Genomic DNA, 14,663 nt, shown 5'->3' on the forward strand with positions numbered 1-14,663 from the left:
CGGCGCGACGCGTATGGCGGTACGCGCGACGGTCGACACGACGCGCAGTCACGCGAGCGCGCCGGTAAGTGTAGGCCTGCGCTTGATCAACGCTTAACTCCACGCCACGCGATGTCACCTGCGGCGAGACCGGAACCGTCGCCAGCACCATTGCTGCAAACAGCAGTCCGAGAATTGAGAAAGCTCTCATTGCACCTACTCCTTGTTGTCACGCCGCGTGAATGGCAAACGCTGGCCGGTCTGCGTGCCTATTTGTCGATCACCGCTATAGGCAATCTGATAGACCGGTGGAGTGTTGATCTAGGTCAATGGATAAGTTCGTGGCGAAACATCATTGCACCCTCGCGACAGCCCACGCGGTGCCAAACACTCCCGCGTCCGAGCCGCTCGCTAGAAGGCGGCTTTCTCGGCCGCCTCCGCGATGCGTACGTGGAGCGTCTACTGGCAGAAATACATCTGACCGTCGTCAAGTTTGATTGTGCCACCCGGTGTGCATTTAATGCCGTTACGCGCCGAGTAATCATCCCATCCGGAATAACCGTAGTAGGGGCTATATCCGGGGTAAGCCCTGTGGACGTAGTGAGCTTGTCCAAAGTGAGGATCCGTTTGGGCTGCATAAGCGCCGCCCCAACTGTCGTTTCCCCAAGCGTTAGGCACAGCAGTGGCCGCGATCGCGGCGCCCGTGCCAACCGCTGCAACGCCTGCTCCGACAACACCTGCGCCGTAGTAGGCCGCCCGTCGGTTGTGACGACGCGCAACGCCCGCAACGCTCACGGGGGTTAGCGGGCGGCCAACCCGCGCCTGAGCACTCTCGACTGACAGTGAGATGCCGCCTTGCTCGGCCCAACCAAAGGAGAACAGTGCTGCACAACCGAAGGCAGAAGCTGCAAGCGCTACCGTTCTTAGATGTTTCATGGGCTCTTCTCCGTTTTGAGGACCCACCCCATCCTTTACCCAGTGAGCGTATGCTTCACGCGGGATTGACGTAGATCAACGCGGCCAGACGTACAGCAGGGGCATTGCTCACGTTCCCGTTACCGAGCAAACCCAGTCGTGATCGACCGCAAGACGCCGGAGGCGCTGATCTGGTCAAACGACGTTTGCGCCTGCCTGGTGATCGTCCGGTCTGGCCGGATCAAAGGAATCGCAGACCCTGATCGATCGGTCTGTTTTGGGCCACAGGCAGGCGAAACGAGAGAATATCGCCGATTGAGGCGAGATCTTCGAGAGAGCGACCCCGCCCCGCGATACTCGCCCTTGAATTCAACCGTCCAGTTTTGCGAGTCCTTCGCGGTCCATCAGAACGACGTGCCTATGTGTCAACTCGTTGAATCGGAGTATTCCTCTGTCTCGCATGGTTGACAGTGCGCGCGACACAGTTTCCAGTTTCAGTCCGAGATAATCGGCTATATCGCGACGACCCATCGGCAAGGTCAGTTCATCCGGATGAACCAGCCGGTCGTCCATTTCAATCAGGAACGCGGCCACCTTCTCCAGGGAACTCTTTCGCCCCAGAAGAAGCATATGGTTCTCAGCGTGCTCAAGGTTGAGAGTAGTCAGCCTGAGCAGATTCGTCATGCATTCCGGTTCGTTTACCATCGCATCAAGAAGGCCGCGTCTTCGCATTATGCGAACTTTGGTTTCAACAATCGCCTCGGCAGTGAAGCGATGGGTTGCGCCGTTCTCGAATCCGAACATGTCCCCGATCAGATGGAAGGAATTAATCTGGCGGCGACCATCGGGGAGCAGCTTATAAGTCCGCACTGCTCCGAAGATGATCTGGTAGACGTACTCAGCGTCTTCTCCCTCCCCGAAAAGCTCAGCCTCTTTGCGATAATTGAACTCACTTGAGAGGACTCGCTGGCCGGCGAGGGCCGCTAGGTGTCCGTCAACTGATTGGCAGTTCGGTGATTTGACCCTGACGAGCATCGTTAACTCCCGCACACTAGTCCAAAAGTGCTAGGCGATCGGCAGCGATTGCTTTCAACGCATCAACTAGAGGTCGATAATGTATCGTGCAGGAAAAGCCGGCTTTCGTAAATGGTTACGTTTGACCGCGATACTTGGACGGCTTCGCACCCACCGTCATCAACGCCTGAGAATGAAGGTCTGCCGCAGATATGCAGTTTGTGCCAATCACGCTCAAGTCAGTCGCCTAGCTGGTCGGCCTTTGACACGCAGGCGCGCCGCCGCTCCTCAATCTGCTTTATATCTCGGTGATTTGATCGACGCAGCTAGGGAAATTGCTATGAAAGTTCGAAACATCCTCTCGGCGAACGGCGGCATCGCCTTTGGGGTCAATTGGGGGCATTTTGAACTGCTCGAGAGATGTCTGCTCCACGCCTATGCGCGGACGACCCAGATTGTGACTCGCCTTAATCGAACACCAACGCCGATCGCCGGCGCGCGCTCGGCCGCGGCGAGCGCTGCTGCAGCATGCTGCCGATGACCTGGTCGAGCGTCGCGATCCGGTCGGCCATGCCCCGGGCGACGGCCTCGCGCGCGCCGACCATGCGGCCCTGGCCGAATTCATCGCGGACTTTCGCCCGCGTCACGCGCCGGCCGCTCGCGACCGCCCTGACGAAATCGGCGCCGGCCTCGTTTGCGCGGCCCTGCAGATAAGCCCTCGCCTCGTCCGACAGAGGCGCAAACGGATGCGCCTCGTTCTTATTTGGCGATTGCTCCGAGCGGACGATCGTCATCTTGATCCCGACCTGGTCGAGCCAGCCGGAAATATCCTGATGCATAATCATCGCGCCGATCGAGCCGACGTCGGCGGACGGCGTCATCACCAGCTCGCCGGCCTGCGAAGCGATCCAATAGGCGGCCGAGGCCGCGAGGGTATTCGCGACTGCGACGACGGGTTTCTTAGTCGCTGCAGCGGCGACAGCATTTGCGGCCTCGACGGTCGCCGAGACCGTTCCGCCGGGACTGTCGACGTCGAGGACGATGCCGGCGACGTCCTGGTCATCGGCAGCGCGCGTGACCTGCGCGGTAATGCCGGACAGGCTCGAGCCGAACCAGCTGCCGCGCGGCGTCAGTCCGCCGGCGACCGAGACCAGCGCGATCTTGCTCGCCGAGCTTGAGGCCTGCGCAGCCGCGGCTGCGACGAGCGCCTGGCGCTGCTCGGCGCGCGCCAGGCAATCGGCGAGCGCCGACACCTCGAGCGCGACCAGGGCGTCGATTGACGAGATCTGCGTCAGGACCTGGCGCAGATCCGGCGTCGCGGTTTCCATCTTAATCATCGTTGCCGTCCTCGTTTGGAGAGCTCGAGCCGCCGCTGCCGCCAGCCTTGTCGTCGCCACTCTGCGTGCCGCCGGCGGAGTCCTTTGTCAGCGGGTTTTTGTACTCATTGCCGCCGAGATCGGTCCGCGGCGACATGTTTTCAAATCGCAGGATGTCATTCGCGGACAGCCATTCGCCCTGGCGGCCGATCAGATAGGCCCTATAACGATTCAGCAGGTCGCCGCGCAGCAGCCCGAAAAAGTTGAACTCGAAAAACAGATCGCCGTTTTCGTTGTCCAGCAGCAGATCCCGCTCGACGCCCTGCTCGAGCTCGATCGCGAGCGGCGCCACGCACCCCACAACGAAGTCTAGCGACTGCTGCTCGACGTTGTTGTTTGTCGCGCGCTTGAGCCGCGATGCGCGATGCAGCGGATAGCTCCAAAGGCCGAAAACCGCAGTGTCGGCGGCGTCCTCGGTCTCGAGCAGCTGCGCCTCCGAATTCGTCACCTTGATCGGGTTATATTTGACGCCATGCGTCAGCAGCCGATCCTTGTGCCGATTCATCCCGGTCCCGGCAGCGCGCCAGTTTTCGAGAAACTGGTTTCGATCTTCCTTGTCCTTGAACACGCCGGGATGCTCGAGCGTGCCGCCGGACTGGCCGTTGTTCTTGAACCAGAGGTCACCGTAGTCATGGACGGCGATCGCACGCGCAAAGACGTGCCTCGCGCTATGAAAAATGGGCTCGCCGAGCAAGCCATCCTCGCGCAACGGATTCGACCGGATATGCCAGAGCTCGTCGTCACGATAGGTCGTCTGCTTGAGCTGCGCGCCCTGGACGATCGTCGGCGGCGGATTGAACGTGTAATACAAGCGCCCGTCGATGCCACGCTCGACCATCGCCAAGCGCCGCGGATGCAGCCATTCGAGGCCGCCGACAGCGTAATATTCCGATGCGCGAGGATCGCCCGGCGGCAGGATCGCGCAATAGGAATTCCGATAGTAGGACACGTTCCAGGCGAGCTCGCCGACGAGCTCCGCCGGCGTCTGGCGAGCGTTCGGGTTGGCCGCAAATAACCTGGTGACAGGATGATCCGGCAGCGCCTCGCGCGCGCCGTTTGCGCCGCGCCGGTAGACCGACGCCGGCAGCGATTTCATGGCCGACGAAAGGCCGTGACGCACGGCCTGGACAGCGTCGAGCTGGCTGACGTTGCTGTCCGTGACGTCGACGCCGGCGAGCGACATGCGACCGCCAAAATCCGCCCAATATTGGGGATCGGCCATGTCGCGCGGCGCGCCAGGATCGAACGCATTGGCGACCGCGCGGAACGCCGAGCCCAGCCCGCTCCTCAACATTCCCATCAGATCACCGTCAGGATATCAGCGCCGGTCACGAGCCTGCCGGCCGAGGGATTCCAACTCATGAGGATCGCGGCCTGAAACAACGCGACCAGCGGATCGATTTTTGCGCGGCCGGAGACGGCTTTCGTCACCATCACGGAGTTGCCGCGCTGCTCGACCTTTGCGTTTCCCAGAACGAAGGCCATCAGCAGCATGCCGCCGTGCCAGAACGTGCCGTCAGACAATTTGCGCTCGAGTCCGTACATGGCCGGCGCAAGCGCCGGTCCCTGCAGCAGCCGGCGGATCATGTCGTCGGTCACCCCGACCCCGACCAGCGCCTCGATAATCGCCGCGGCGTTGTTCGGATCGATGCCGATCGCGTTTTTCTCCGGCAACAGGCCCGACGCGATGATCTGCGCGACAATCATCGCGAGCTCGAGGACGTCTTGCGGGACCGGGCAAATCGAGATCTCGCCCGCGTCGGAAAAATCCTGCAGCTGCGCCGCGATGTCTTTGCGGATCTCGAGCACTTTCGGGTTGGCCCATGCCCGATACCAGGACAACCATTCGCGCGTCTTGCGATCGCGGCCGATGACGGCCAGGCCGAGCAGGTCGTCCAGGCCGCCGCCGTCGATTCCGATCGTCACGACCTCGGAGCGCTCGAGCAGGGTCTCGAGCGTCAGGGTCTCGTCGACGGCGCCCTCCCAATAGTCGGCGCCGCGCCATCCCTCGTTATTGATGCCGACGCCGATCTCGATATTGAGGTGCTGCGAGGCCCAGACCTTGATCGCGTCCTCGCCCTTTTCGCGCTCGCTTTCCCAATCGGCGCGCAGCGACGGCAGATGGATCGAGCGGCCGAGGTTCGGCATCACCATCGGCCAGTTCGCCGGATCTTTCCATCGCTCCTCGACGCCGGCGGACCGCTCCTCGCGCGTCAGCGACGCGATATCCGGCGGAAATTCGTACAGGATGGGCAACATCGGCCGGATGATCCGGCCGCGATACTTGCCGTCCCGCACGTTGCGCGCAAATTTCAGCTCGGATTTGAACACGCCGGCCGGAATGTCGTCGCTTTGCGTGGTCGTCATCACCAAAACGCCCTCCGGCGTCTTGTCGAGGCCGCCGCGGATCTGGCGCAGCACCTTTGCCGCCGATGCGCTTCTGCCGAGGACATGCAGCTCGTCGAGCAGTACGAAAAACAGGCCCATCGCGCCGGTCAGGATCTTGAGATCGAAGGTTTTGACCTGCGCCTCGGACTTGGTGACCAGGTCCTCGATCGTTTTGATATGGTCGCGAGGCCGAAACCGCCGGCGCAGATCCGGCGACTCCTCGATCATGCCGACCGCCTGCTCATAAGCGCGATCCGAGATCGCCTGAGTCGGACCGACAAACAGCGCGGTTCCGCGCGGCCGAAAATTCATCAACATCGCGACGATCAGCAGCGCTGCGGCGTTGGTCGTTTTCGAGGAGCCTTTCGGAACCAATGCCAGGATATCGCGGATGTAGCGAACCTGATTTTGCGGGTCCCAGCTGCCGAACGTCGCGCGGACGATATCGCGAAACCATTGCCCCGACGCGGTCCGCATTTTCGGCGCGCCTGGCACGTCCGGCAGCTGCAGCTCGTCATAGAACGCCTGCGCGATGTCGGCCTCGGCGGCAAACAGCGGCAGATCCGGCACAAGCGACCGGCCCTCGCGCATGCGATCGGCCCAATCGACGCAGGACAAATCCCACATCTCCGGCGAGGTCGGCGGCGCGGCGTTTTCGCTCGAAAGGATCATCAGTGCGAGGTAACGGCCTGTTGGCGCCGCGCCATCAGCTCGCCGAGCGGTGTGCCGGCATCAGGCTGCTGCGCGGCGGCGATCGCTGCGGCTTTCTTGCCGACCTTCTCGGCTGGTGCCGGCTTTTCAGCCGCCGAGGCTTTCGCCGGCTGCTGCGTCTGGCCGTACATCATCAGGTCGTTGCGCTCGAGATACTTCTGGAATTCCCGGATCGCCGAGACGTTTCCGGCGTTGACGCCGTCCATCAGTTTTACGCCGACCTGCGCGACCAGCCGGTCGCGTGCAACGTCCCGAAACTTGAGCTCTGAAAAATAATGCTTCCGCAGCGTCGGTTGCGTGATGAAAAGCGCCGACGCAATCCGCGCGTTGCTCCAACCGAGCGCGACTAACAGGCTGACGCGATTCCGGTTTTGCTGATTGGCGACATGCTCCGGCCGACCACGGCCGCCCCAGTTGGCCGGCACAGGATCGCCGAACAGGTCGAAAACTTCGGCCATGATGAAAAAAAACCGTCAGTGTGAGATGGGCCGGTCTGTGGAGAGGCATCCGCGAAGGAATTGCCCACCCCCTACCCCTTCAATCCCAAACGCCGCGTGTGTGCAGGCTCGCCTGCTCCTCGGCCTGCTTGACGCTGTCGTGGCACGACTTGCAGAGCGTCTGCAGGTTAACCTTATCCCAGAACAGGCGTTCATCGCCACGATGCGGGATGACGTGATCGCAGACCAGCAGCGACGTGTTCGGCTCGACCCTGCCGCAGCCCTTGCGCTGGCAGGTGTAGAGATCGCGCAGGAAGATGCGCAGGCGCAGCGCTCGCCAGCGGGCTAACTTGTACCAGGCTTTCCAAGGCGGCTGCGTCATCACCAAAAGGAAAGGCCGACCACCTTGCGATGATCGGCCTCAAGTCTAGGGAGGAAACGCCCAAGGAGGGCAGCGACAGCGCAAGGCGCTACCGCACAACCTATGTAAATGAAAACGCCGACCGCAGCAACTGCGATCGGCGTTTGATCTGGTGATGGTTGAGGCGCGCTGCGCGCGTCCGCCTGGAATCAGGCTCCGCACTTTTAGCCGAGCTGCCGCGAATGCACCGCACCGCGAATTAGTCGATCAGCTCGATCTGCGCCTCGGTCAAACCGCTTACCTTGACGCCGTGCTTTCCGTCACCGACGTAGGCACTGAGTCGTCCATTTGAGTCAATTCGCTCGATCAGTCCGCGTAAGCCGGAGAACACGCCATCGGCGACACGTATCTGCCGACCAACCCGCAGTTTGGTTTTGTCCTCGGCCTGCGCAACGCTAATGAACCCGTATTTCAGGAACAGCTGCGCAAGCGCCCAACGGCGGCGCGACGGCAGCAGGTTCTCGATCTTGACGATATCGCGCAGCAGCTGCATCTCGGTCGCGTTGAGCCAGGACCGCAGCTCTCCGAAGTTGAGGAGATTGTCGACGTCGGGGATGCTGCGGATCTCGCCGAGCCGGCTGAGCTCGAAATCAGGCAAAAAGATCAGGCCCGGCAGAAACGCCTTTTCGATCCGGCGCCCAAGATGCGGACGGCGCGCCTGCTGCCCGTTGCCCCGCTGGACGAAATGAACAACGATCGGCGACCATCCGCTGATGCAGCGCTCGGCGAAAGCCTTGATGACCTTCGCGTCACGCCCAGGCATGACCTGCAGAACGTGCCAGCTGTCGGGCATCGCCGGCACGGCCAGCCGACCGCTGGCCTCGACATATCCGACGATCTGCCCCTTGCGGTATTGCATGTTCATTCGCTCTCCCCTGCGACTTGCCACGTCCCATCGCGCCGCGGCGGCCACGACGCCGGCACGCGAAAGCCCTGCTTTGACTTCCTCAAACGGAAATTCGGATTCGACGACGAGATGCCGTGAACGTTCGGATCAAACGGCTCGAGGAAGATCCGCTCGGCCTGCGGCTCGGCGCCGGTCCAGAGCGCCAGCCGATCGCGCCAGGCGGCAAACTGCGGCGTCCCGAGGTCGACGACCTGCCAGGACTCGCGGTCGGCGCCGGCAAACGCGGCCATCGCCGACAGGTCAGCCTGCGGCCCGAGCTGCGTCCAGACGCCCTCGCCGAGATCCTGATCGCGAATGATGCGCAGCTCGCGCCGCTCGGCGATCTGCATCGCCACTGCCAAGCCCTTGAGCTCGTCGCCTTGCACGAACCGCCGTTGCGGAGGCGCCGCCTTGGCCGGCGCAGCGCCGGGCGCCGGGAATTCCCGAAACCCGCGCGTCCGCACCCAAAGATGAAAATTCAGCGGCCGACGCTGTTTGAGCTCGCGCAGTTTCGCCATGTAGAGCGGGACGGCATGGCCGCACCAGGCGCGATCCTCCTGCGTCAGGAGGCGGAACTCCTCGAGCGCCAGGTCGCGCCGCATGATCTCATGCCCGACGTAGCTCTCGAATACCGATGCGAACTCGACAGGTTCACTTTCCTCGATCGTCTCGCGATCATCCGGAAATCCCCCGGAGGGGGACTTAGGGGGATTCTCCGGTTCAGGTTCAGAAGAGTCTAGGCCCTGGCTGTATTGCGAGGGCTGGCCTAGTGCTGGCCGAGGGCTAACGTCGTCGGCGCCGGAATTTAGCCCTTGCTGCCAGCTAGGGCTAATCGGCCTTGAATTTACTTGATTTTCGTCGACGTTGCGCCCGGCGGCGCGCGCCTCGATCGCGTCGATATCCGCGTCGACCAGCAGCCGGATCAGATCCGTGGTGCGCTTGCCACGACCATCACCATTGCGGCGGCCGTTCTCATCGAGCCATTGCGGCGTCCGACCGATCGCGCCGATCTCCTCGAGCCAGGCGAGCCGCCGTCGAACCGTGTCCTGCGACAGATCGCAATCCCCCGCCAGCGACGGAATGCCGACCCAGCAGATGCCATCGCCGTCGACATACTCGCCGAGCGCGCGCAGCACGCTCTTTGCGTAAGGATTGCCCAGCTCGAGATTGCGCGCCCATGCCGTGGCCTCGTCCGAGGCAATGCGTCGCGCCCGCCTTTTCGCGGTCATCTTAACTTCCTAACCAAGAGAATTCGGGAAAACGCTGACGCAACAGAACACTGAAAATTCACGGTCGCGGCTGCAGCAGACGGAAAACGATGTCCTGCGCCGAGAGCCGTGAGATCGCGTCGCGCTCGATCGCGACGCCGAGCCGCTCGAGCCACTCGCGACGGAAACCGAGGCGCTTGAGCCGCGGCGGATTGACTGCGCCGGCGGCGATCGCGTCGCGATCCGGGATCTCGTATTCCTCGAGCTCGCCGAGCTCCGCGCCCTTGACGACCAGCTGGCAGATGACCTCGGCCAGAATCATCGCCTCCGGCCCTTCGCCAGCCAGGCAGCACACGATCGCGTCAGGCCGCCGCAACTGCAACCGCCTCACGCCGCGCATCACAGGGCGGCGTCGCCGTGCAATGGATGCGCTCCTCGTCGCGCCAGAACTCGTCCCAATAGCCCGCAGGACCGCCCTCGCGCCGGCCGACCTTGACCATGTCGCAGCGGACGCATTGCTGCTCGGTCTTGAGCGGAAATCGGATTTTCTCGCCCCACTTGTGCCGCGTCGAGCTCATGCGCGCCGCCGTCCGAGAATAGCGACCTCACCGAACAGCAGCCGGGACAAGGCGAATTCGCCGCACGCGCAAACCATCGCGGCATTGCTCTTGGTGAATTGAAAGACCTCGATCATGCCGGCCTCGTCGTCGGCATATCGGACGTTGCTGACCTCGCGACCGTCAAGAAACACGGTCGGCGACGGGCCAGAAAAATGCAGCGGCCAGAAATCAGGATTGCCCCGATCTGCGGAGACCTTCATTAGGAAGCCCTCCGAAAGCGCGCCTCGAGATGATCCTCGCCAGCGGCATCGCCGGCGATCCGCTCAAGACGCTCGCCCGGCAGCCAAGCCGTATCGCGCGCATCGTCACGCCGGCCGAGCCGACCGCGCTGCATCCAACCGAGCGAATAGCCGAACATGAACAGCGCGAACGCGCCGACCGCGATCGCGGCGATCTCGAGCTGCGTCATTGCCGCTGCTCCTGCGTCGCGAGCGGTCGCCTCAAGCGCGCCGGCACTCCGGTCGGATTCCTGTTGCGATCGAACCGCTCGCCCTCGGCGATCGCCAATGCGACGCCGCGGACCAGGTCGCGACGATAGCCGGCCGGCTTCCACCATTCGCGCGTCCAGGGCCATTCGTGAGGGACCGCAGGCGATTCCGTGCCGGCGTGCAGAATGAACGCAGCGCCAGCCCGGCCCAGCGTGCCGCGATCGTATCCGTCGTCATGCTCGGTCGACCAACCCTCGCGCTCGACCTGGCGAAAGCGTTCGGCGATAACAGCTTGCACGAACGGCGACAGCGGTCGGCGGATATGCAGCGCCTCAAATAGCCGGCGCAGCAGATACGACCTGCAGATCGAGATCGCGGTCATGATTAGCGCAAACATAACGTTCTGGCCGATCGAGACCGTGACGCCAAGCAGCGGCAGGAAATAGACCTGCGCGGCAAGGCTGATGCCGAAACCAACCAAGACGTTGATCGCGCTCTCTGCCAGTGATGCCAGTTTCGTTTGCTTCATTGCCGCAATGCTCCCCTGATGCTCGCCTCGTTTTGCTGCAACCAGCGCAGCGTATTCGCCGCGGCCTCGAGGCCGTCGCGTTGATAAGCGGCCGCCGCCGAGCTCAGCTTGCTGCGCGCGCCGCTGCGGCGATCCTTGAGCTCGGTCTCGACGGCAGTGACCTGCCTGGTCATCGAAATGGCGCAAGCCGGCAGCGGCGCCGCTGCGGCAATGCGCGCCGCGTTCTGCAGCAGCCAGCGCAGCGTTTTCGCGCCAGCCTCGAGGCCGTCGCATTGACGCTGCGACGCCGAGCGATCGAGCCTCGACCGCGCGCCGGCGCCGCGATCCTTGATCTCGTTCTCGACCGCGGCGATCTGCCGGAATAGAGCGACTTTGTCGGTCACAGCGCACCGCTAAGACAAACGATCGCGGTCACGCCGAGGACCAAGATAATCAGATAGGCCCAGATCAGGCAGCCGCCGGCATGAGCTCCAACGTCCATCCGTTCACCCTCCGATTTGTGGCGCGCGACCGGCTTCGGCCGGCGCCGGCGACGTGACGAGCTGCGCCAGGAATTCGCGGCCGGCGTCGCTGACCTTGACGCTCGACGTTGAGCAATGCGCGAAACCTGCGCCGACCAGATGCCGGACCATGTCGCCGTCGATCCGCGCGCCGGCGTCGATCGCGAGCAACGCGGCCTGCATATCGAGCTCGTCCTCGGTCAGCGGCAACCGCGTTTGCAGACGATCGTCGACGACCTCGGTCGGCGCGCGGTCGATACGCGCGAGATCCATTTCGGTTTGCGAGACGACGAGATCCGGCGCCGGCTTCGGCGTCCGGCGCAGAAATTCCGGGATATCGAGCCCGTCGTCGAGAATGTCGCGTCCAGGTCGGTTCGCCGGCGGCTCGGCTGTATCGGCGCGGCCGGCAACGGCGACGCTCGAAACGACTTTCCCGATCGGCGACGAGGCAACATCGGCCGAAAGGGCTGGACGATCGCCGGCGTGAGCTCCGGCGTCCGCTAACTGTGAGGCCGCAGCGCTATGGCTACCCGTTGCGGCCTCGTCCGATGACCGACCATCGGCAGTCCGATCGCGCGGCGGTTCTACACCCGCCGGCGCCCCGTCAGGCGCCGAGCTCTCGCCGGCGATCGCTTGGGAATTGAATTGCTCTAGCGCGGCACGGTCGGCCGCGATGACCTCGTCGCGCGTCACCCAGGCGGGACCATCGGCGCAAAAGGCCGCGACGCGCGCCGCAGTCTCGTCGAGCGCAGCTGTCGCCGCCTGGTTGCCCCATGCATCCCAGCCAGGCGGCAGCGGATGCTCAGCGTCGACGCGCGCAAACAGCTCGAGTGCCGGCACTCCGCCGCTCATGGCGGCGATCATGCGCCGGTAATGCTCCGGCTTGCGCGAATGACCGAGCGGCCTCGAGCGCTCACGATGGTTGGAGCCGAACTTTTCGCCGCTCCCCGGTTTCGGAAGGCCCTTCCCCCGCTTGAACAGCAGCAGCAGCTCGTCCTGGTCACGCACCAGGACGGCGCCGCCGGCCTCGGTCGGATGCTCCTCGTCGTTTTTCGTCCAGACGAACGCGGTCGAGTAGGAGTCAAAGCCCCATGACAGCGCCACCGCCGAGGCGAGCGGCATCTGCGCACGGACCTTGATGACCTCGCCGGTCCGCAGATCCGTCGCCTCGATCTCGGCCTCGTGCCAGGCGAGCAGGTGCGCGCGCGGAATCCAGAGAAACAGCCAGGCATCCGGCAGGACCATGTCCTTCACCGGCAAATCGCAGATCTCCGACCACGGCATGGTCGGATAATGGTTCTCGTAGGAGCGGCTGGTGACGCCCTGGTTTCGATGCCACGGCGGATCAGCGTAAATGATCGGGTATTTACGGCCGGTCGGCTGCAGAGCCGAGGCGTCAGAGAGCGCTTGCGCCACGTTGCGGCGATGCTCCCTACCCTTTTCCTCGGCGCCGACCTTTGCCAGGTCCATCGCGACACGGGCGACGCCGGCGCGCATTTCTTCCTGGTGACGATCGAGCGCCGCCTCGAATTCGGCCGCCGGCATTGCGGCCAGGCGCTGCGCCTTGGATGACAGTTTGCGGTCGATCCCAGCCTCGGCCAGCGTTGGCCGGTCATCTTCTGGCTGTTCCGAGACCGAACCGCCAGAAACGTTCCGGCCGCGCAGCTGGCCGCGCGATCCGGTATTGAGTCCGACCGTTTCCTTTTGCGCGACAATCATCTCGCCGAGGCGCCGCTCGGCGCGGAAACGCAGCTGCGCCGCCTGGATCTCGAGGTCGCGGTCCTTCGCTTGGCGCGCATAGTGGCGCATCGCCTCGGCCTGGCTGCGGATCTCCTGGACCTCGTCGACCGCGACGGCCTCGGCCAGCGCCTTGCGCGCCGCTTCATATCGAACGAGCTCGGTCACGACGCGGCGCCCTCCTCGTCGTCGACGACAATGGCGACGCCGTCGCCGCAGGGCACGACAGTCGCGACGTCGCCCTCGAGCTGGTCGAGATGCAGCTGGATCGCGTCATCGGCGACGGCCGTCACCTTCTCGCCGTTCGCCGCGCAATAGGCCGCGAGCCGCGCCGCGATATGCGGCCGGACCGAGATCAGGACGCCGTCGCGGCCGAAACCAGCAACCGCGACCCAGCCGCGCCGCGTCACGGCCGACAGCTCACCCCGCTCGACCAGGCTATCCATCAGGCGGTTGGCGTTGTTCGGATTACAGCCCATCACGTCGGCCAGCGCGCGGCGCGTCGGCATCGCTCCATGGCGACCGACAAATTCAGTGATCGCTTTCAACGCGTCGACCATACGGGCGGTCAGCCCCATGCCATCGGATGCGGGAACGTCGGTCAAAACGGAACCTCCTGCGGAAACGGGATGTCATGAACGCGCATCAGCTCGAGCACGATCTGCTCGAGCGAAGGGATCGCCGCGCGCGGCCGGCGGTTCTTCATGTTCTGCTTGTGAGTGCACCAGGAGAGATTGTCGTCGCGGTTATCGAGCGTTTGCCCGTTGCCGTGGTCGACGTGATGCGTCCGCATGAACCTCTCGGAGCGCGGATCGCGGACGATCTTGATCTCGCGATGTTGACGCAGGGTCGCCCGATCCGGCCCGACGTTGCGCTTTGCGTAAAGCTGCCATGGCGTGCGCGAGCCCCAAGACACATTCCAGGTATTTCTCGACAGCCAGTCGTAATCGCAGGCGTCGACCAGCGACCAGATATTATCGCGCGCCGACAGAATGATCCGGCGCCAAGGCGTCAGCCCGGAGTCGAGTAGCCGCTCGATCGAGATGGATTCACTTGGCCGGACGCTCGCGAAAGAACCGTGCATCACAGCATCCCCAGCGCCTGCATGTAGGTATCGAGGATCGTCTCATGCGCCTCGCGCTCGATCGGGTCCTGTTGGCGCATCTTGATGATCGCGCGCAGCGCCTTGACGTCGAAGCCGTTGCCCTTGGCCTCGGCGTAGACGTCGCTGATGTCGTCGGCGATCGTCTTTTTTTCCTCGATCAGGCGCTCGACGCGCTCGATGATCGATTTCAGCTGGTCTTTGGCGATCGTCGTCGCGCGGGTTTCTGCGGCCGGTGTCCTGGTCATCGGCGCGTCCAACGGAAGCCGGCGCCGGCGTCACGGCGACGATCGAGGAAAGGTTGCATCGCGGCGCCGACCGCAGCGAAGGCGGCGACGAGCAGAACGCAGCCCATCATGATGAGAAAGCGCAGATCGTTGACGTCGACGCCGGCGAGTGTGTCATGCCCCAT

At 63.7% G+C, this 14,663-nt stretch carries 19 protein-coding genes; all 19 read right to left on the bottom strand.

Annotated features, from left to right (window positions below; translation table 11 throughout):
• Positions 1-1,263: 1,263 nt before the first annotated feature.
• On the bottom strand, positions 1,264-1,929 hold the full coding sequence (locus HU230_RS14140) for a helix-turn-helix domain-containing protein (RefSeq protein WP_176531137.1): 666 nt from the start codon (positions 1,927-1,929) through the stop codon (positions 1,264-1,266).
• Positions 1,930-2,375: 446 nt separating this feature from the next.
• The gene (locus tag HU230_RS14145) at positions 2,376-3,245 is read right to left on the bottom strand and encodes a S49 family peptidase (RefSeq protein ID WP_224943272.1); all 870 of its coding nucleotides are present in this window, start codon (positions 3,243-3,245) and stop codon (positions 2,376-2,378) included.
• Positions 3,238-4,584 carry a phage portal protein gene (locus HU230_RS14150; RefSeq protein WP_176531136.1) on the bottom strand — a complete coding sequence of 449 codons (1,347 nt, stop codon included), beginning with the start codon at positions 4,582-4,584 and terminating at the stop codon, positions 3,238-3,240. The genes HU230_RS14145 and HU230_RS14150 overlap by 8 nt, the downstream gene beginning before the upstream one ends.
• Positions 4,584-6,344: a terminase TerL endonuclease subunit gene (locus HU230_RS14155; protein WP_224943219.1), complete on the bottom strand. Its 1,761-nt coding sequence runs from the start codon at positions 6,342-6,344 to the stop codon at positions 4,584-4,586. Before HU230_RS14155 ends, HU230_RS14150 begins: the two co-directional genes overlap by 1 nt.
• Positions 6,344-6,841 carry a hypothetical protein gene (locus HU230_RS14160; protein WP_176531135.1) on the bottom strand — a complete coding sequence of 166 codons (498 nt, stop codon included), beginning with the start codon at positions 6,839-6,841 and terminating at the stop codon, positions 6,344-6,346. Before HU230_RS14160 ends, HU230_RS14155 begins: the two co-directional genes overlap by 1 nt.
• 79 nt (positions 6,842-6,920) lie before the next feature.
• Positions 6,921-7,202, bottom strand: coding sequence for an HNH endonuclease (locus HU230_RS14165; RefSeq protein WP_176531134.1), 282 nt, complete (start codon positions 7,200-7,202; stop codon positions 6,921-6,923).
• Positions 7,203-7,440: 238 nt separating this feature from the next.
• Positions 7,441-8,100: a transcription termination/antitermination protein NusG gene (nusG, locus tag HU230_RS14170; protein ID WP_176531133.1), complete on the bottom strand. Its 660-nt coding sequence runs from the start codon at positions 8,098-8,100 to the stop codon at positions 7,441-7,443.
• 2 nt (positions 8,101-8,102) lie between these two features.
• A complete protein-coding gene (locus HU230_RS14175; RefSeq protein WP_176531132.1) occupies positions 8,103-9,356 on the bottom strand; it encodes a helix-turn-helix domain-containing protein in 1,254 nt (417 codons plus the stop codon).
• A 58-nt stretch (positions 9,357-9,414) separates the two neighbouring features.
• Positions 9,415-9,711, bottom strand: coding sequence for a hypothetical protein (locus HU230_RS14180; RefSeq protein ID WP_176531131.1), 297 nt, complete (start codon positions 9,709-9,711; stop codon positions 9,415-9,417).
• A complete protein-coding gene (locus HU230_RS14185; protein ID WP_176531130.1) occupies positions 9,698-9,913 on the bottom strand; it encodes a hypothetical protein in 216 nt (71 codons plus the stop codon). The genes HU230_RS14180 and HU230_RS14185 overlap by 14 nt, the downstream gene beginning before the upstream one ends.
• Entirely contained in the window at positions 9,910-10,155 is a 246-nt protein-coding gene (locus tag HU230_RS14190; protein WP_176531129.1) for a hypothetical protein, read from the bottom strand. Before HU230_RS14190 ends, HU230_RS14185 begins: the two co-directional genes overlap by 4 nt.
• Entirely contained in the window at positions 10,155-10,364 is a 210-nt protein-coding gene (locus HU230_RS14195; protein WP_176531128.1) for a hypothetical protein, read from the bottom strand. Before HU230_RS14195 ends, HU230_RS14190 begins: the two co-directional genes overlap by 1 nt.
• Positions 10,361-10,912 carry a DUF7220 family protein gene (locus HU230_RS14200; RefSeq protein WP_176531127.1) on the bottom strand — a complete coding sequence of 184 codons (552 nt, stop codon included), beginning with the start codon at positions 10,910-10,912 and terminating at the stop codon, positions 10,361-10,363. The genes HU230_RS14195 and HU230_RS14200 overlap by 4 nt, the downstream gene beginning before the upstream one ends.
• Positions 10,909-11,295: a hypothetical protein gene (locus tag HU230_RS14205; RefSeq protein ID WP_176531126.1), complete on the bottom strand. Its 387-nt coding sequence runs from the start codon at positions 11,293-11,295 to the stop codon at positions 10,909-10,911. The genes HU230_RS14200 and HU230_RS14205 overlap by 4 nt, the downstream gene beginning before the upstream one ends.
• 102 nt (positions 11,296-11,397) lie before the next feature.
• Positions 11,398-13,317, bottom strand: a complete 1,920-nt coding sequence (locus HU230_RS14210) for a methyltransferase-A70 family protein (RefSeq protein ID WP_176531125.1) — start codon at positions 13,315-13,317, stop codon at positions 11,398-11,400.
• Positions 13,314-13,754, bottom strand: coding sequence for a LexA family transcriptional regulator (locus tag HU230_RS14215; RefSeq protein WP_224924435.1), 441 nt, complete (start codon positions 13,752-13,754; stop codon positions 13,314-13,316). Before HU230_RS14215 ends, HU230_RS14210 begins: the two co-directional genes overlap by 4 nt.
• Complete coding sequence (locus HU230_RS14220) at positions 13,751-14,233, bottom strand: HNH endonuclease (protein WP_173642935.1); 483 nt, start codon at positions 14,231-14,233, stop codon at positions 13,751-13,753. The genes HU230_RS14215 and HU230_RS14220 overlap by 4 nt, the downstream gene beginning before the upstream one ends.
• Complete coding sequence (locus tag HU230_RS14225) at positions 14,233-14,499, bottom strand: DUF2312 domain-containing protein (RefSeq protein ID WP_176531124.1); 267 nt, start codon at positions 14,497-14,499, stop codon at positions 14,233-14,235. Before HU230_RS14225 ends, HU230_RS14220 begins: the two co-directional genes overlap by 1 nt.
• Positions 14,496-14,663, bottom strand: coding sequence for a hypothetical protein (locus HU230_RS14230; protein WP_176531123.1), 168 nt, complete (start codon positions 14,661-14,663; stop codon positions 14,496-14,498). Before HU230_RS14230 ends, HU230_RS14225 begins: the two co-directional genes overlap by 4 nt.

The sequence above is a fragment of the Bradyrhizobium quebecense genome (genome assembly GCF_013373795.3).
GTDB classification, from domain to species: Bacteria; Pseudomonadota; Alphaproteobacteria; order Rhizobiales; family Xanthobacteraceae; genus Bradyrhizobium; species Bradyrhizobium quebecense.